Annotated in this window: 12 protein-coding genes; 5 read left to right on the forward strand and 7 right to left on the reverse strand. The window is 68.0% G+C overall.

What is annotated here, in order from left to right; all coding sequences use genetic code 11:
• Nucleotide 1: 1 nt before the first annotated feature.
• Genes R2733_12085 through hemE form a run of 6 tightly spaced genes read right to left on the reverse strand, consistent with a single transcriptional unit; the run spans nucleotide 2 to nucleotide 7,045 of the window.
• Nucleotides 2–1,147: an ABC transporter substrate-binding protein gene (locus R2733_12085; GenBank protein MEZ5377237.1), complete on the reverse strand. Its 1,146-nt coding sequence runs from the start codon at nucleotides 1,145–1,147 to the stop codon at nucleotides 2–4.
• Between the two features lie 49 nt (nucleotides 1,148–1,196).
• Entirely contained in the window at nucleotides 1,197–1,964 is a 768-nt protein-coding gene (locus tag R2733_12090) for an ABC transporter permease (GenBank protein MEZ5377238.1), read from the reverse strand.
• Nucleotides 1,961–2,731, reverse strand: a complete 771-nt coding sequence (locus R2733_12095) for an ABC transporter ATP-binding protein (protein ID MEZ5377239.1) — start codon at nucleotides 2,729–2,731, stop codon at nucleotides 1,961–1,963. The genes R2733_12090 and R2733_12095 overlap by 4 nt, the downstream gene beginning before the upstream one ends.
• Before the next feature lie 60 nt (nucleotides 2,732–2,791).
• Nucleotides 2,792–4,453 carry a glucose-6-phosphate isomerase gene (gene pgi / locus R2733_12100; GenBank protein MEZ5377240.1) on the reverse strand — a complete coding sequence of 554 codons (1,662 nt, stop codon included), beginning with the start codon at nucleotides 4,451–4,453 and terminating at the stop codon, nucleotides 2,792–2,794.
• Nucleotides 4,450–5,976 carry an apolipoprotein N-acyltransferase gene (gene lnt / locus R2733_12105; protein MEZ5377241.1) on the reverse strand — a complete coding sequence of 509 codons (1,527 nt, stop codon included), beginning with the start codon at nucleotides 5,974–5,976 and terminating at the stop codon, nucleotides 4,450–4,452. The genes pgi and lnt overlap by 4 nt, the downstream gene beginning before the upstream one ends.
• Before the next feature lie 7 nt (nucleotides 5,977–5,983).
• Nucleotides 5,984–7,045, reverse strand: coding sequence for a uroporphyrinogen decarboxylase (gene hemE / locus R2733_12110; protein ID MEZ5377242.1), 1,062 nt, complete (start codon nucleotides 7,043–7,045; stop codon nucleotides 5,984–5,986).
• A gap of 72 nt (nucleotides 7,046–7,117) precedes the next feature.
• On the opposite strand from hemE, the gene R2733_12115 reads away from it, so the two are divergent.
• The 4 genes from R2733_12115 to R2733_12130 all read left to right on the forward strand — a co-directional run bounded on the left by R2733_12115 (nucleotide 7,118) and on the right by R2733_12130 (nucleotide 13,548).
• A complete protein-coding gene (locus R2733_12115) occupies nucleotides 7,118–9,286 on the forward strand; it encodes an AAA family ATPase (GenBank protein MEZ5377243.1) in 2,169 nt (722 codons plus the stop codon).
• A gap of 178 nt (nucleotides 9,287–9,464) precedes the next feature.
• Nucleotides 9,465–11,198 (forward strand): ABC transporter ATP-binding protein, encoded by a 1,734-nt coding sequence (locus tag R2733_12120; GenBank protein MEZ5377244.1) that lies wholly within the window; start codon nucleotides 9,465–9,467, stop codon nucleotides 11,196–11,198.
• A 29-nt stretch (nucleotides 11,199–11,227) separates the two neighbouring features.
• Nucleotides 11,228–12,967, forward strand: coding sequence for an ABC transporter ATP-binding protein (locus tag R2733_12125; protein ID MEZ5377245.1), 1,740 nt, complete (start codon nucleotides 11,228–11,230; stop codon nucleotides 12,965–12,967).
• A 134-nt stretch (nucleotides 12,968–13,101) separates the two neighbouring features.
• Nucleotides 13,102–13,548 carry a hypothetical protein gene (locus tag R2733_12130; protein ID MEZ5377246.1) on the forward strand — a complete coding sequence of 149 codons (447 nt, stop codon included), beginning with the start codon at nucleotides 13,102–13,104 and terminating at the stop codon, nucleotides 13,546–13,548.
• A 95-nt stretch (nucleotides 13,549–13,643) separates the two neighbouring features.
• Here the strand turns inward: R2733_12130 and R2733_12135 are convergent, their stop codons facing one another.
• A complete protein-coding gene (locus tag R2733_12135) occupies nucleotides 13,644–14,573 on the reverse strand; it encodes a TIGR03621 family F420-dependent LLM class oxidoreductase (GenBank protein MEZ5377247.1) in 930 nt (309 codons plus the stop codon).
• A 98-nt stretch (nucleotides 14,574–14,671) separates the two neighbouring features.
• Here R2733_12135 and add point away from each other — a divergent pair, with 98 nt between their 5' ends.
• On the forward strand, nucleotides 14,672–15,703 hold the full coding sequence (gene add, locus R2733_12140) for an adenosine deaminase (protein ID MEZ5377248.1): 1,032 nt from the start codon (nucleotides 14,672–14,674) through the stop codon (nucleotides 15,701–15,703).
• Nucleotides 15,704–15,712 lie beyond the last annotated feature (9 nt).

The raw sequence follows: 15,712 nt of genomic DNA on the forward strand, positions 1-15,712 counted from the left end.
TTCAGGACCCGGCGGGCCAGATGATCTCGGTGCCGTCGTAGATGCCGGCGGCCGGACCGGCATCGACCATCGACTCCCAGTCGGGCAGCGTCTCGAACCGGCCGATGTCGGTGAGGAGCTGGACCTGCTCGCCGGCGAGGGTGAGATCGGGGATGCCCGGGCCTTCGCCGCCCGCCGTCGAGTCGAGCACCAGCGCCGACTCGACCGCCCAGCGCCCGGTCTCGGACTCGGTGGTCAGGAAGGCCACGTTGTCGCCGAGATTGATCTGCTCCACGGCTCGGGCGACGGCGTCCTCAGGGTTGTCGACTGCGTAGGCGAAGCCCTTGGACACCGCCCGAATGAAGTCCTGCACCGCAGTGGGGTGGTCGTTGAGGAACGATGACGAGGTGGCGAGCACACCGAACGACGACGGCACGCCGAAGTCGACCGGATCGAAAGTCCGGTACTCGAAGCCGGCGGCATCGAGCTGGCCAGGTTCGTTGCTCTTGTAGACCGGCAGCGAATCGATGCCGAGCTCGAAGGCCCCGAACGGATCGAACGGCACCTCCAGTTCGTCGAAGTCACCACGAGTGACACCCTCGATCGACAGCATCATTTCGATGTCGGGCGGCAGGTCGCCCTTGATGCCCATGAGGGTCCCGGGGATGTCGGACAGCGACTCGATGGCGGAGTCGGCCGGCACCACCAGCGCCTGGATGGCCACCTTGCCGTACTGCTGGACCGCCACCAGATCAGCCTCGCCATTCACATTGGTGGTGACGACGTCGCCGAGGGAGCCGGCGTTGGCAAACTGGGCCTCGCCGCTGGCGACGAGTCCGAGGTTGCCCGGTGCGAAGCCGGGAAGCACTTCGACGTCGAGGCACAGCTCCTCGAAGTAGCCGAGCTGCGAGGCCATGAGGACGTCGAGGATGCCAGGGGAGGCGGCATAGTCGAAGCCCGAGAGATACGTGATCTTGCCCGCCGCCTTGTTGGCGTCGCAGCGTTCGGCCGAACCGACCTCGCCGGCCGAGTCGACCTCGCTGCCGGACCCGCCGGTCGTGTCGGACGCACCCGCCGATCCTTCGGAGTCGCTCGCCGTGCACGCTGCGGTGAGCAGCGCGAACGATGCGAGGAGGAGCAGGGAGTGACGAGCCAGGTGCGAGCGCATCTCGGTACATTAGCCAGTGAGTCTTGATTTGAAACAAACTGACTCGTGCTTAGCCCTGTTGGGTCGAGGCGTGCCACCGCAACACCCGCCGCTCGCACACCAACAGGATCGACGTTGCAGCGATCCCGACGAACGAAGCGACGAAGATCGATCCCCACTGCTGGTCGACGAACGAACGGCTTGCGGCGCGGGCGCTCACCGTGCCCAGGCCCGAGGTCGACGAGCCGTAGTACTCGCCGATCACGGCGCCGATGAGCGACAACGCGATGCAGATCCGGCCGGCGGCAAACAGCGCGGGGAGCGCGCTCGGGAGACGCAGACGCCAGAAGATCTCGCGATCGGAGGCGTTGACCGAATGCAGCAGGTCGAGTCGGTCGGCATCGACCGAACGAAGTCCGGTGACGGCATTCGACACGAAGGGCACGAACGCGAACAGCGCGGCGATGGCGATCTTCGGGGCCATGCCGAACCCGAGCCAGCGGATGAAGACCGGCACCAGCACGACGATCGGGGTGGACTGGATCAGCACCAGCACCGGCCACGACGCACGTTCCACGAAGGTGGAGTGCGCCATTGCCGTGGCCACGATCATGGCCATCACGAAGGCGAGGACGAAACCCACTGCCCCCTCGGTCACGGTGGTGGCGGCGTTGTCGGCGTAGAACCCGAGGTTCTCGAAGACATGGACGACGATGCGGGACGGGGGCGGGAGTGTGAGCGCCCGAACGTCGAAGGCGCGGACGTAGAGCTCCCACACGAGGAACAGTCCGGCGATGCCGGAGAACGGGGCCAGGGCCAGCCAAGGGCGGCGGTTCACCGGTGACCGTCGTGGAGTGCTCGGCGGATGGACGATGCGTGGGCGTGAAAGCGGGGGTCGTCTTCGATGCCCTCTGCCCGGGGACGGCCGAGCGTGATCCGCTCGTCGGCAACCACCGTGCCCGGTTGTCCTGCCAACACCACGACCCGGTCGGACAGCACGATGGCCTCATCGATGTTGTGGGTCACGAAGAGCACGGTGGCCTGGGTCTCGCGCCACAGCTCGAGCAGGAGGTAGCGCATGTCGGCCCGCGTGATCTCGTCGAGCGCGGAGAACGGCTCGTCCATGATCAGCACCGGCGCCCGCAGCGCGAACGCCCGAGCCAGGCTCACCCGCTGCTGCATGCCGCCAGACAGTTCGCGGGGCATGGCGTTCGCTGCGGCAGTGAGCCCCACGCGCTCGATCAGCGCGTCGACGTCGGCGGGGTCACCGCTGCGACCGTTGACCTGTTGCAGCAGGCGAACGTTGTCCCTGACGTTCTTCCACTCGAGCAGGGCCGGCGTCTGCGGCACGAAGCCGAAGTGCTTGCGCTGCTTGGCCTCGGTCGGGGACTCGCTGCCGATCAGGATCGAACCCCGATCGACCGGCAGCAAACCACAGACCGCACGGAGCAGTGTCGACTTCCCGCAGCCGCTCGGGCCGATGAGGCTGACGAACTCGCCGGCGTCGACCCGAAGGTCGAGCCCGTCGAGCGCGACCAACCGCTGTCCCGAGCGATCGAAGACCTTGGTGAGGCCGACGATGTCGATGGCGGGCAGGGCGGTCATCAGGGGTAGACGGTAGGGCGAACGCGTCCGAATGTTGGATTCGGCCGACGACCGGGCGGCTCAGCGCTGATGGAACGCCCGGTAGCGCTCGATCAGCGCGTTGGTGGAGGAGTCGTGCGCCAGCTCGGGTTGGTCGGTGGCCGACAGCTCGTTGCCGATCGCCGTGGCGAGCACCTTGCCCAACTCGACGCCCCACTGATCGAAGCTGTTGACGCCCCAGATCACACCCTGCGTGAAGACCTTGTGCTCGTAGAGCGCAATGAGCTGTCCGAGGACCGACGGCGTGAGCTGATCGGCCAGGATCACCGACGTGGGTCGGTTGCCGGGGAATGTGCGATGAGGCACCAGCGCCTCGTCGGCGCCGTCGGCACGCACCTCGTCGGCGGTCTTGCCGAACGCCAGCGCCTCCGCCTGAGCGAACAGGTTGGCCATGAGGAGATCGTGGAGGTCGCCCATCGCCCCGTCGTCGCTGACATCGCTCGGCGAGGCGAGGAACCCGATGAGGTCGGCCGGGATGATCGTGGTTCCCTGATGGATCAACTGGTAGAAGGCGTGCTGGCCGTTGGTGCCGGGTTCACCCCAGACGATCGGTCCGGTCTCGTAGCCGACCGCGGTGCCGTCGAGTCGGACACGCTTGCCGTTCGATTCCATGTCGAGCTGCTGCAGGTAGGCCGCAAAGCGATCGAGCTGCTGGGCATAGGGCAACACGGCGTAGGTGGGGAGGTCGCAGAAGTTGCGGTAGAGGACACCGATGAGGCCGGCCAGCGCCGGCACGTTGCGCTCGAACGGGGTGGTGCGGAAGTGCTCGTCGATCGTGTGGAAGCCGCCGAGGAACGCTCGGAAGTGGTCGGGTCCGATGGCGATCATCAGCGAGAGGCCGATGGCCGAGTCGACCGAGTAGCGGCCCCCGACCCAGTCCCAGAAGCCGAACATGTTGGCGGTGTCGATCCCGAAGGCAGCGACGCGGTCGGCCTGGGTGGACACGGCGACGAAGTGCTTCGCCACGATCGGTGCGGCTGCTGGGTCATCGGCGTCGACCGAACCGTCGCCGAGCGCGTCGACCAACCAGGTGCGAGCGGCCTTGGCGTTCGAGATGGTCTCGATCGTGGAGAAGGTCTTGGAAGCGATGATGAACAGCGTGGTCGCCGGGTCGATGCCGGCGAGCGCCATCGTGAGGTGCGCCGGGTCGACGTTGGACACGAAGCGGACGTCGAGCCCGTCCTGCACGTAGGGCCGCAGGGCTCGGTAGGTCATGGCCGGGCCGAGGTCGGAGCCACCGATGCCGATGTTGATGATCGTCTCGATGCGCTGGCCCGTGTGGCCGACCCACTCGCCCGACCGGACCCGGTCGGCGAACGCGCTCATTGCGTCGAGGACCTCGTGGACCTCGGCGGTCACGTGCTGGCCGTCGACCTCGAGGGGAGCGTCGGCCGGGCGGCGCAGCGCAGTGTGGAGCACGGCGCGGTCCTCGGTGGTGTTGATGTGGGCGCCGCTGAACATGGCCTCGGTGCGCTTGGCCAGCCCGGCCTCCTCGGCCAGCGCGACCAACCGAGCGAGCACGTCGTCGGTGAGCCAGTGCTTGGAGAAGTCGGCGGTCAGATCACCCGCAGTGAAGGTGTAGCGCTCGGCCCGACCGGAATCGGAGGCGAAGAGCTCCCGAAGGTCGACGGGCGTGGCGGCCTCGGCGACGGCCTTCCATGCGGCGGTCTGATCGATGCTCATGATGCGGCTCCAGGGTGGTCGTGCTCGACGGTTGGGTCCAGTGTCGGTTGGGCCGGGCGCCGCAGTTGCCAGAGGCCCAGCATCACGGCGGTGACGCCGTAACAAAGTACCGGCCACAGCCCGACGAGGCTGGCCAGGGTGCGCCCGGTTCGCATCTCGACGGTGGCGTACAGCACCGCCCGCTCACCGATGTCGGTGCGCTGCTGCAGGGTGCCGTCGGGTTCGACCACGGCGCTCATGCCGGTGGGGCCGACCATGAGGACCCACCGGTCGTTCTCGATGGCCCGCAGCTGGTTCGAGGCCACTTGCTGGGTGTGTACCTGGGTCAACCAGTACGACGCTCCGTTGGTGGGGTTGGTGAGGAGTTCGGCGCCGTCGGCAACCGAGGCGCGAGCTCGTCGTTCGAAGAACCCTTCCCACGAGATCGAGACGCCGACGGGGCCGACCGGCGTGTCGAGCACCGGGTCGGCCGTCCCGACGATCACGTCTCGTGACGGGATGCCCTCGCCCAATCCGGTCCACTCGATGAACCCACGGAGCGGGACGAACTCGCCGAAGGGCACGATCCGTACCTTGTCGTAGCGGTCGATCTCGTTGCCATCGGGGGTGATGGCCGACTGGTAGTTGACCGTGCCGGTGTTGCTCACCGGATAGAACCACCCGGCGAGCACGGTGGCGTCCTGCGATCGTGCGACCTCGTCGACGGTGGCGCGGGCCGACTCGATCGGGAGATAGACGCCGGGGTTGACCACGTTCTCGGGCCACAGGATGAGGTCGACGGGACGGTCGATGAACTTGGTCGCCTCGACGTGGCGGCCGAGTACGACCGGTTGCTGGTCCGACGACGCCCGGGTTCTGGTGGGTCCGCCACCCTGCACCGAGGCGGTCTCGACTTCGCGGACCACCGACGCTCGGGGGTGGGCGTAGGCCGCGACGATGGCTACGGCGACGACACCGAGTGCGATGAGGGTGGGGCGCACCGCTCGATCGACCGCCGACGACAGTGCTTGACCGACCACGATGATGAGCACCATCACCAGCAGCGGGCCGGCGAGCCGTGCGGTCTGCGCGAGCGGGGTGTCGACTTGGCTCAGGGCCAGGTTGGCGAGGGGGACCCCGCCGAACGGCCAGTACCAGCGCACGATCTCGGCGAGGGTGAGGGTGCCCGGGAGAAGTAGTCGCCGCCAGGTGTTGTCGGGCGGGGTGAGCGCAGCCGCCACCCCGAAGTACGCGGCGTAGGCGATGAACGCGATGGGGTAGCCCGGCGGCGTCAGGTCGTACATCCACAGCATGGCGGGGGCGAGCCAGGAGACCCCGACGACCCACATGCGCCAGAACCGCTGCTGCGCCGAGCGCACGGCGAGTAGCCGGTCGGTGATGGCGATGCCGATGAATGCCAGCGGCCACGAACCCCACGGCGGCACCGAACCGGCGAGGCAGACGCCGGCCACGATGCACTTGGCGGCCGTGGCGAGCCGCCCGTCGGCGAAGCGCGTGGCGTTGCTGTCGTCGGCTTCGGTCACGCGTCGATCAACTGTCCGCTGATGTCGAGTGGGTGTGGACGAGCTGGACGATGTGCAACAGCACGTCGGGATCGGTGGCGGGGCCAACGCCGTGTCCCAGGTTGAAGATGTGTCCCGGGTGGCCACCGTTGTCGTCGAAGACACGCTCGACCTCTCGCTCGACCACCTCGATCGGAGCGAACACGATCGCCGGATCGAGGTTGCCCTGGAGGGCCACTCGTCCGCCGGTGCGCTCGCGGGCGGTGGTGAGCGGGGTACGCCAGTCGACGCCAAGGACCTCGGTACCCACCTCGGCCATCAGTGGGAGCAGTTCGGCCGTGTTGATCCCGAAGTGGATCCGGGGGACGCCGAGTTCGTCGATCGCCGCCATGATCTTCGCCGAGTGGGGGAAGACGAACTCCCGGTAGTGCTCGGGTCGGAGCGCACCGGCCCATGAGTCGAACAACTGGACGGCAGAGGCGCCGGCCTCGACCTGGGAGCTGAGGGTGGCGATGGCGTAGTCGGCGAGCCGGTCGCACAGCTGGTGCCAGAGTTCGGGCTCGCCGAACATCAGGGCCTTGACGTGTGCGTAGTCACGCGACGGCTTTCCCTCGACCAGGTACGACGCGAGGGTGAACGGCGCGCCGGCGAAGCCGATCAGCGGGATGTCGAGTTCGGCGACGAGTTGTTCGACGGTGCGGGTCTGGAAGTCGAGATCGGAGCTGGGGTCGAGCGGCCGGAGGCGTTCGAGGTCGGACGACGAGCGGAACGGCTGGTCGACGGTCGGACCGACGCCCGGCGTGATGTCGATGCCGAACCCCGAGGCCCACACCGGCGTGACGATGTCGGAGAAGAGGATGGCGGCGTCGACCCCGTAGCGGCGAATGGGTTGCAGCGTGATCTCGGTGGCCCGGTCGGCGTCTTTGATGGCATCGAGAATCGTGCCCTCGCCCCGCACCGCCTTGTACTCCGGCAGCGACCGCCCGGCCTGCCGCATGAACCACACGGGCACCCGGTCGACCGGCTCCTGGAGCGCCGCCCGGATGAAGGGGCTGTTGCGGTGGGGGTGGTCGTTCCGGATCGTCTTCACCGGTGGAACGGTACCGGTCTTGCCGGTTCTCCCCCTAGAATCGACCGTCCCTTCTTCCCGGTCAGGAGCGCGGTGACTCAGTCCCATCCCGAGCTAGCCGCAGAGCAGGCGCACGTCGACCGGGCCTATCGCCGCCTCGACGAGAGCCGAGATGAGGCGAAGCGGCTGCGCGAGATGGTCGAGGTCGGTGCGGGTGGGACCAACCAGGCCCGGTACGAGCGAGAGGTCATCACCGAGAAGATCGTCACTCGACTCACCCAACTCGACATCGGCGAGCGCTCGATCTGTTTCGGTCGCATCGACCAGGGTGAGGCCGACGGCGGTGGGAGCTATCACATCGGGCGGGTGGCGGTCGCCGACGTCGACCACGAGCCGCTCATCGTCGACTGGCGGGCTCCGGTGGCCGAGGCGTTCTTCCGGGCCACGGGCCGTCAGCCTCGGGGGCTGGTCCGACGTCGTCATTTCATCTCGCGCGGGCGAGAGGTGCTGGGGCTCGAAGACGAGTTCTTCGGCGAGGCCGCCGGGTCCACGGTCGCGTCGGTCAACGGCCGTCAACTCCAGGGGCAGGGAGCATTGGTCGCAGCGCTCGAAACCGGGCGAACCGGCCACCTCGGCGACATCGTCGGCACCATCCAGGCCGAGCAGGACGAGATCATCCGGGCCCCGATGGCCGGTGTGCTCGTGGTGCAGGGCGGGCCGGGCACCGGCAAGACCGTCGTCGCCCTTCACCGTGCCGCCTACCTGCTCTACGAGCATCGCTTCCCGCTCGAGGGGCAGGGAGTCCTGGTCGTCGGCCCCAACCGACTGTTCCTGGGCTACATCGAGCAGGTGCTCCCCTCGCTGGGAGAGGCCGGGGTCGAGATGGCGGTGCTGGCCGACCTCGTGCCGCGGGTGCGGGTGACCGGACGCGATCCCCTCCACACGGCCCGGATCAAGGGCGACCTCCGCATGGTCGGCGTGGTTCGCCGAGCCGTCGCGGACCGCCAACGCCCGTTGCGCCGCGATCTCGTGCTGGGTATGGGCATTCGCAAGGTGCGACTCCGAGCTGCCGAGTCGGAGCGAATCGTGGCCGAGGCCAAGCGCCGCTTCCACACCCACAACGGCGCCAGGAAGTTCATCGTCTCCCAGGTCTACGAGGCCATCGCCGCGACCCATCCCGACGGAACCGACGCCGCCACGGTCAAGGACCAGCTCGCCAACGATCCCGATCTGCGCACGGCGCTGAACTGGATGTGGCCGGTGCTCACCCCGGCCGCCCTGTTGCACGATCTCTACGGATCCGAGGCCTTGCTGCGCTCAGCTGGTCGAGGTTCTCGACGGACAGCGCTCACCGACGACGAGCGGGGTCACCTGTTCCGGCCGTGGCAACCCGACATGGACTTCCGATCGGTGGTCTGGACGGTCGACGACGTCCCCGTCCTCGACGAGGCGTTCGAACGACTCGGCCCGCGGCCGGGCAGCCCCGACGACGACGAGTCCCGCACCTACGGCCACATCGTGGTCGACGAGGCGCAGGATCTCTCGCCGATGCAGCTGCGCATGCTCACCCGCCGGTCGCTCAACGGGTCGATGACCGTCGTCGGCGACATCGCCCAGTCCACCGGTGCCTGGGCCCATGCCGACTGGAGCGAAGTACTCGACCACCTGCCCGATCGTCGTCCGGCGCGGCGAGCCGAACTCACGGTCGGCTATCGCATTCCCGGGCCGTCGATGGCGTTGGCCGCCAAGGCGCTGAGAGTCGCTGCGCCCGAACTCAGCGCACCGCAGGCCGTCCGTCAGGATGGCGACGAGCCGCGGTTCGTTGCCACGGTCCAGCCCTCGACGCTCGTCGACACGATCATCGACACCGCCGTCGCCGAGCGTGAGGAGCTGGGAAGCGGCAACGTCGCAGTCATCGTTCCGCCGTCGTCCTACGACGCGCTGGTCGCCCGCTTCGAGGAACGTCAGGTCGACGTCGGTCTCGCCATCCGAGACGGACTCGATCATCCGATCACCGTCGTGCCGGTGGGAGTGGTGAAGGGCCTCGAGGTCGACGTCGCCATCGTCGTCGAGCCGCAGGCGATCCTCGACGAGGAACCCCAAGGCGCCCGCTCGCTCTATGTCGCGCTCACTCGCGCCACCAAGCGCCTCGTCGTCGTCCACGACCGAGCGCTACCCGAGTTCCTCGTCTCGGGCGAGGCGGCCCCCACCGCCACCGAGTCGGTCGGCATCGTCGAGGTCGAACAACCCACCCTCTTCTGACCCACCCACTTCTTCCGTTCTGTGCGTCAAACTTCCCGGCTGCGGGAACGGTGACGCACAGAACGGGTATCGGCGGTGGGTTTGACGCACAGAACGGGTTGGACCTGAGGTCGGGTGCGCCCGTCACGGAAACGTAATTCGGGGGCGGGATGACCGAGGCGCAGGGGAGACTGCCTGGGTGACCGACCGATCGCCGTCGCGCTGGCGCGCCCTCCTCGAACTGCTGCGCCCCGACCGCACTCGCTGGCTCGCGCTCGGGGCGCTGGTGGCAGCGACCTCGGCGCTGGGCCTGGCCGGCCCGATCGTCCTCCGCCGCATCATCGACCAGGCAACCGCGGGAGCAACGACGCAAACCATCGTCGGGCTCGCCGTCGTCTTCCTGGTGATCGCAATCGTCACCCAGCTGGCACAGGTCGCCGTTGCCTGGTCGGCGACCGTTGCGGCGTGGCGGACCACCAACGACCTCCGGCTCTCGATGACCCGGCACGTGCTCACCCTCGACCACGAGTTCCACCGAACGCACACGCCCGGTGAGCTGATCCAACGAGTCGACGGCGATGTCACTTCGGTGTCGGACTTCCTCGGCAAGGTCGTGCCCCGAGCACTTGGCGCGATCTTCCTGGTCGTCGGGATGAACGTCGTCCTCGCCGTGATCGACTGGCGACTCGCACTCGGCATGATCGCCTATCTGGGGCTGGCGGGAGGCATGCTCGCAGCCAACCGCCATCGGGCCATCAGCGAATCGGCCAGCGAGATGGGCGACTACGCCCGGCTGTACGGCGGCATCGAGGAGCGCCTCACCGCCACCGAGGACCTTCGAGCCAATGGCGCCACTGCCTACGCCATCGATCGGTTCGTCACCGAGTCGAGCGCAGCGCTGGCGAGCTCGGTCGCACGAGAGCGGGCGTTCATGTCGATGTGGTGGGCGGTGCAGGGCGCCCTTGCGGTTGGGGTTGCGCTGTCCCTCATCGCCGGTGCCGCACTGGTTGGGTCCGGCACCATCACGATCGGGACGGCGTTCCTGTTGTTCCAGTATGTGCTCGCCGTCTCCCGTCCGTTGGAAGACGTCGTGCACCAGCTCGAGACGATGCAGAAGGCCAACGGCGCGATGCATCGAGTTGCCGCGCTACGGGCCATTCGTCCAACGGTCATCGATGCCGGGACGACCTCGCCGCCCGCTGGTCCACTCGGCGTGTCGGTGATGGGCGTGTCGTTCGACTATGGTGACGACCAACCGGTGCTGCGCTCGATCGACGCCGAGATCGCCCCCGGTCGTTCGGTCGGCATCGTCGGTCGGACCGGAAGTGGGAAGACCACCTTCTCGCGGCTGGTCCTCCGACTCACCGATGCCACCGAGGGCACGGTGCTGCTCGGCGGCGTGCCGATCGGCGACATTCCGATGTCGGAACTGCGACGCCGGGTAGCGCTGATCCCCCAAGAGGTCGAGCTGTTCAGCGGCTCGATCCGGGACAACGTCACGTTGTTCGACGACGCTCCGACCGACGACGAGGTCCGCGACGCGCTGGCGAACGTCGGGCTCGGAGCGCTCGCCGACGGAGGAATCGACCGACAGCTCGGGGCGGGTGGTGAGGGGCTGTCGGCAGGCGAGTCGCAGTTGCTGGCGCTCGCCCGGGTCTGGCTGCGTCAGCCCGACCTCATCGTGCTCGACGAGGCGACCGCCCGAGTCGATCCCGAGACCGAGGAGCAGATCGATGCCGCCGTCGCCCGCCTCATCGAGGGGCGGACGACGCTGGTGATCGCCCACCGCCTCTCGACCCTGCAGACGCTCGACGAGATCATGGTCTTCGACCGGGGCGAGATCGTCGAGCATGGCGAGCGAGGCTCACTGGTTGCCGACGGTGACAGCCGCTTCGCCCAGCTACTCGAGCTGGCGCTGGAGGTGTCGTCGTGAACGTCTGGCGTCTGGCATGGCGAGTTGCCATGCATGACCGACGCAGCTTCCTGTTGGGCTGGCTCGGGTTCATCGTCTTCTTCTGCGCGCCGGCGTTGAGCGGCTGGCTGCTGGCTCGGAGCTATGACTCGATCGAGGCACGGTCGACGGGATACGGGTGGGGTGTTGGCGGATGGGTCGGCTTCTACCTCGCCACCGAGTTCGTTCGCATGGCGGCGCTGCACGCTGGCGTCATCCAGTGGACGAAATCGTGGGTCCACATGGAGAGCTTCCTGCGGGCCAACATGTTGACCGCACAGCTGTCGAGTGGAGGCCCCGAGGCGGGTCAACCGGTCGGGTCGGCCGGTGAAGCGGTCACCCACTTCCGAGACGACACCCACGACGTGGCCATGCTGCTCGACGGTGTCGTCGACGTCTCCGGGGGCATCGCGTTCACGGCAGTCGCTGGCTTCGTGCTTGGCGCCACCAATGCGCCGGCCGCCGCGGTGCTGCTCTTGCCACTCGTGGCGGTGGCGGTCGGGACCCGGGTCCTCGACGGGAAGATCAAGGCGTACCGCAGCGCGGATCGAGCGGCGGCCGGGGCGGTCAGCGGGCTGGTCGGCGACATCATGGCCGGTGCCACCACCATCAAGGTCAACGATGCCGCCGATGCGATGCTCCGTCGGCTGTCGGGCTTGGTTCGTCACCGCTCGCACACCGCCGTTCGAGACAACGTGCTCGACGAAGGCGTCCAGGCGTTCAGCAAGGGTGCTGCCGACGTCGGCCTCGGGCTCGTCCTGCTGGTGAGCGCCGGCGCCATCGCGTCGGGCCGGTTCGGCGTGGCCCAGCTGGCGCTGTTCACCGCCTACCTGGGCTGGCTGAGCTTCCTGCCCCGGATGATCGGCCGCCTCCTTGCCCGGCGCAAGCAGGCAGGCGTCGCCTTCGAGCGGATGGGCCTGCTCGTCGCCGACCAGCTCCCCGCCAACACGGTGACGCCTCGTCATCTGCCGATCGAGCCACGTCAGTTGCGGTCCCCGCTGGTCTCCATGCGGCCCGAACGCCAGCCACTCGAGCGACTCGAGGTGAGGAATCTGTCGGCTCGCTACTCGACCGGGGCCGGACTCGAGTCGGCGAGTTTCGTGATCGAGCGTGGCAGCTTCACGGTGTTGACCGGTCAGGTCGGGGCGGGCAAGTCGACACTCCTCCGGGCCCTGCTGGGCTTGGCGTGGCATGCCGAGGTCGAGGGGGAGATCCAGTGGAATGGTCGACTGGTCGAGGATCCGGGGGCCTTCTTCGTGCCGCCGAATGCCGCCTTCTTGTCGCAGGTCCCCCAGCTGGTGTCCGACTCGGTTGCCGAGAACGTGTCGCTCGGCCCGGTCGACGCCGCCTCCCTCGACGTGGCGCTGGCCCGAGCGGCGATCGCTCCCGACATCGCCGAGCTGCCTGACGGTGTCGACACGCTGATCGGTCCCCGTGGTCTACGCCTCTCGGGCGGCCAGCGTCAGCGTCTTGCCACCGCCAGGGCGCTTGTGCACTCGCCTGAGTTGGTGGTGCTCGATGATCTGTCGAGCGCACTCGACGTCGAGACCGAGCTGGCGTTGTGGACCAACCTGGCCGACGCCGGCATGACCGTGCTTGCCGTCTCGCACCGAGCCGTTGCCTTCGACCGGGCCGATCAGATCCTGCGACTCGACCGTGGCGTCCTCACCGATGTCACTCCCGGTTCTGTGCGTCAAAGTCACCGCTCATCCCGTTCTGTGCGTCAGCCTTCCCGTCAGCGGGAACTCTGACGCACAGAACGGGAAACGCGAGGTGTTTGACGCACAGAACGGGTGGGGTGTGTCGACGGGTGACGGGTGGTCGCTCTACAGTCGCGGCGTCCGGCGTGGGTCGCCGGACCACGGGAAGGCGAGAGGTGGTGGCGATGACGACGGAGCATGACTTCGAGTGGCCCGCCGGACCCGAGCCGTCCGTTCTCGAGCGACCCGTCTTCCTCGAGCCGGGCGAGTCACTCCCTGCGCTGCACTACGCCCACCGCGATGCCGCCCATCACTCCGCCGAACGGAGCCGTCGCTACTTCATCGCCACCCTGGTGGCCATTGGCCATTGCATCGCCCTGTTGGCCGCACAGCTCATCGCCGCCGGCGTGGAGCGGGCCCACCGATCGAGCGAGCTCGTACGCGACGGTGGCCGGCTGCTCGACGACGCCTTCCCGATCATGGTGGTGCTCCACCTGGTTGCCGCCGTCAGCGTGATGTTCTGGGCCAGCCAGCGCACGCCGCAGCGGCGAGCCGCTTCGCTCATCGCCTCGGGCGCCCTCCATTGCCTGTGTGTCGCCGGCTGGTGGACGCTCTACGAGATGGCGGCCTGACCGATACCGCTGGCTTGCGCCCGAGCACTCGGTCTCCCTTACGAGTCAGGGCACCTCCGGGCGGGACCGGATCGACTCGACCGAGCGGCGAGATGTCAGGTGCCGGCGAGTTCGGCGACGATCGGGGCGAAGGCCTCCATCTCATCCGGGCCGACCCCGATGTAGTTGAAGCCGTAGGTCTCGCGTCGCTCCACGAGATCGGCCGCCATCTGGGTGGTGGTGCCACACAAGGCGAGCGGCGAGGCGAGCGCCTGCTCGGCCGTGAGACCCAGTCCCTGGCCCATGGCCTCGGCCGTGCCCTGACGGTCGTCGGTGAACACGACGAAGAACGCCCGGACGTTGAGTTCGATGTCGTCGAAACGGTCTCCCGCACCGTCTTTGATCCACTGGATCTTCTCGGCGAATCGCTCGGCCACACCGTCGGCGACCGTGTTGCCGTCGATCTTGCCAGAGCGCAGATTGGCGTTGACCCCGACGATGTCGGCGTGCTGGCCGGCGATACCGAGCATCCGCTGCCCGCCCCCGCCGATGAGGAACGGCACCTTGTCTTGGATCGGCTTGGGGTGCAGGTCGAGGTCGGTGATCGTGTAGTGCTCTCCTTCGAACGAGAACGGGCCGTCGCCGAAGAGCCCCTTGAGGACGTGGACCGACTCGACCATGCGGTCGATGCGGACGCCGGGCCGGTCGTAGGTCATTCCCGCCGCGACGTAGTCGGTCTGCATCCAACCGGCGCCGATACCGAGCTCGAGTCGGCCGTCGGACAAGACGTCGAGGGTGGCCATCTCCTGGGCGAAGACGACCGGGTGGCGGTAATCGTTGCACCAGACGAGCGCGCCCAACCGCAGGTTGGTGGTGGCATCGGCGGCGCACTGCAACGCGATGGCCGGGGCCATCGAGCCGTCGAAGTGATCGGGGAGCGTGAGTGTCGAGTAGCCGAGGTCTTCCGCCTTTCTCGCCAGCTCCACCCACTCGTCACGAGAAGCAGCAGCACGAGCTTGGACACCGAAGCGGAAGGGTTTGGTCATTCGGCGACTCTATGCCGCCCGGTGCCACGGACCAAGAGTTCGGCACGAGAGGAGGGTCCGAGCGTGCAGGGCGATCGGCACCCCGGCATGCTGGGGCGATGTCGTCTGCCGCCGATCCGGCGTGGCTCACCTCGGTCCCGAAGGTCGAGCTCCACCTCCACCTCGAGGGATCGATGTCGGTCGACACGGTGCGCACGCTCACCGAGCGGCACGGCGCCGACCCCACTCGGGTCTGGCCACAGGGGATTCCCGACACGTTCTCGTTCGTCGACTTCCCCGACTTCGGCCGCCAGTTCTTCTATGGGCTTTCGTTGCTGCGATCCGGCGACGATCTCGCCACCATCACCGACGACCTGGCGGCCACCCTCGCCGGGCAGAACGTGCGCTACGCCGAGATCACCACGACGGCCTACACCCACTTCCTCTCACGAGGCGGCCATCGGCTCAGCGAGACCGACTACCGCGACGGTCTCAACGAGGGCCGCCGACGGGCCCGCGCTCGTGGCGTCGAGATCGGGTGGGTGATCGACATCCCCCGAGATCTCGAGCGCCCCGACTCGACGGTGACGATCGACTACCTCGAGGGCCCGAACACTCCCTCCGGCCTCGTCGGCATCGGCCTCGGCGGCTACGAGGTCGGGTTCCCGGCAGCGCCGTACGCCGACCACTTTGCGAGAGCGACGGCACTTGGCCTGCAATCGCTGCCCCACGCCGGGGAGACCGAAGGTGCAGCGAGCATCCGATCGGCACTCGACGATCTCGGTGCGGTCCGCATCGGCCACGGCGTACGTTGCCTGGAGGATCCCGCCCTCGTTGCTCGGCTCGCCGACGAAGGGGTGCTGCTCGAGGTCAGCCTCACGAGCAACCGCCTCATCGGCGTGGTCGACGACCTGGCCCGACACCCGCTTCCGGAGCTGCTGGCCGCCGGTGTCCGAGTGTGTCTGAACACCGACGATCCCGGATGGTTCGCGACCGACCTGGTGACCGAACTCGCACTGGCGACGAGACACTTCGGCCTGGATCGACGGCAACACGCCGCCCTGTTGCTCGATGCGCTCGACGCCTCGTTCGCCTCGCCGGAACTGAAGACGTCGATCAGGTCCGAGCTGCGCGACTCGCTCGCCAGCTGAGCAGCGACA

It is taken from the genome of Acidimicrobiales bacterium (assembly GCA_041394265.1).
GTDB lineage: Bacteria > Actinomycetota > Acidimicrobiia > Acidimicrobiales > SZUA-35 > JBBQUN01.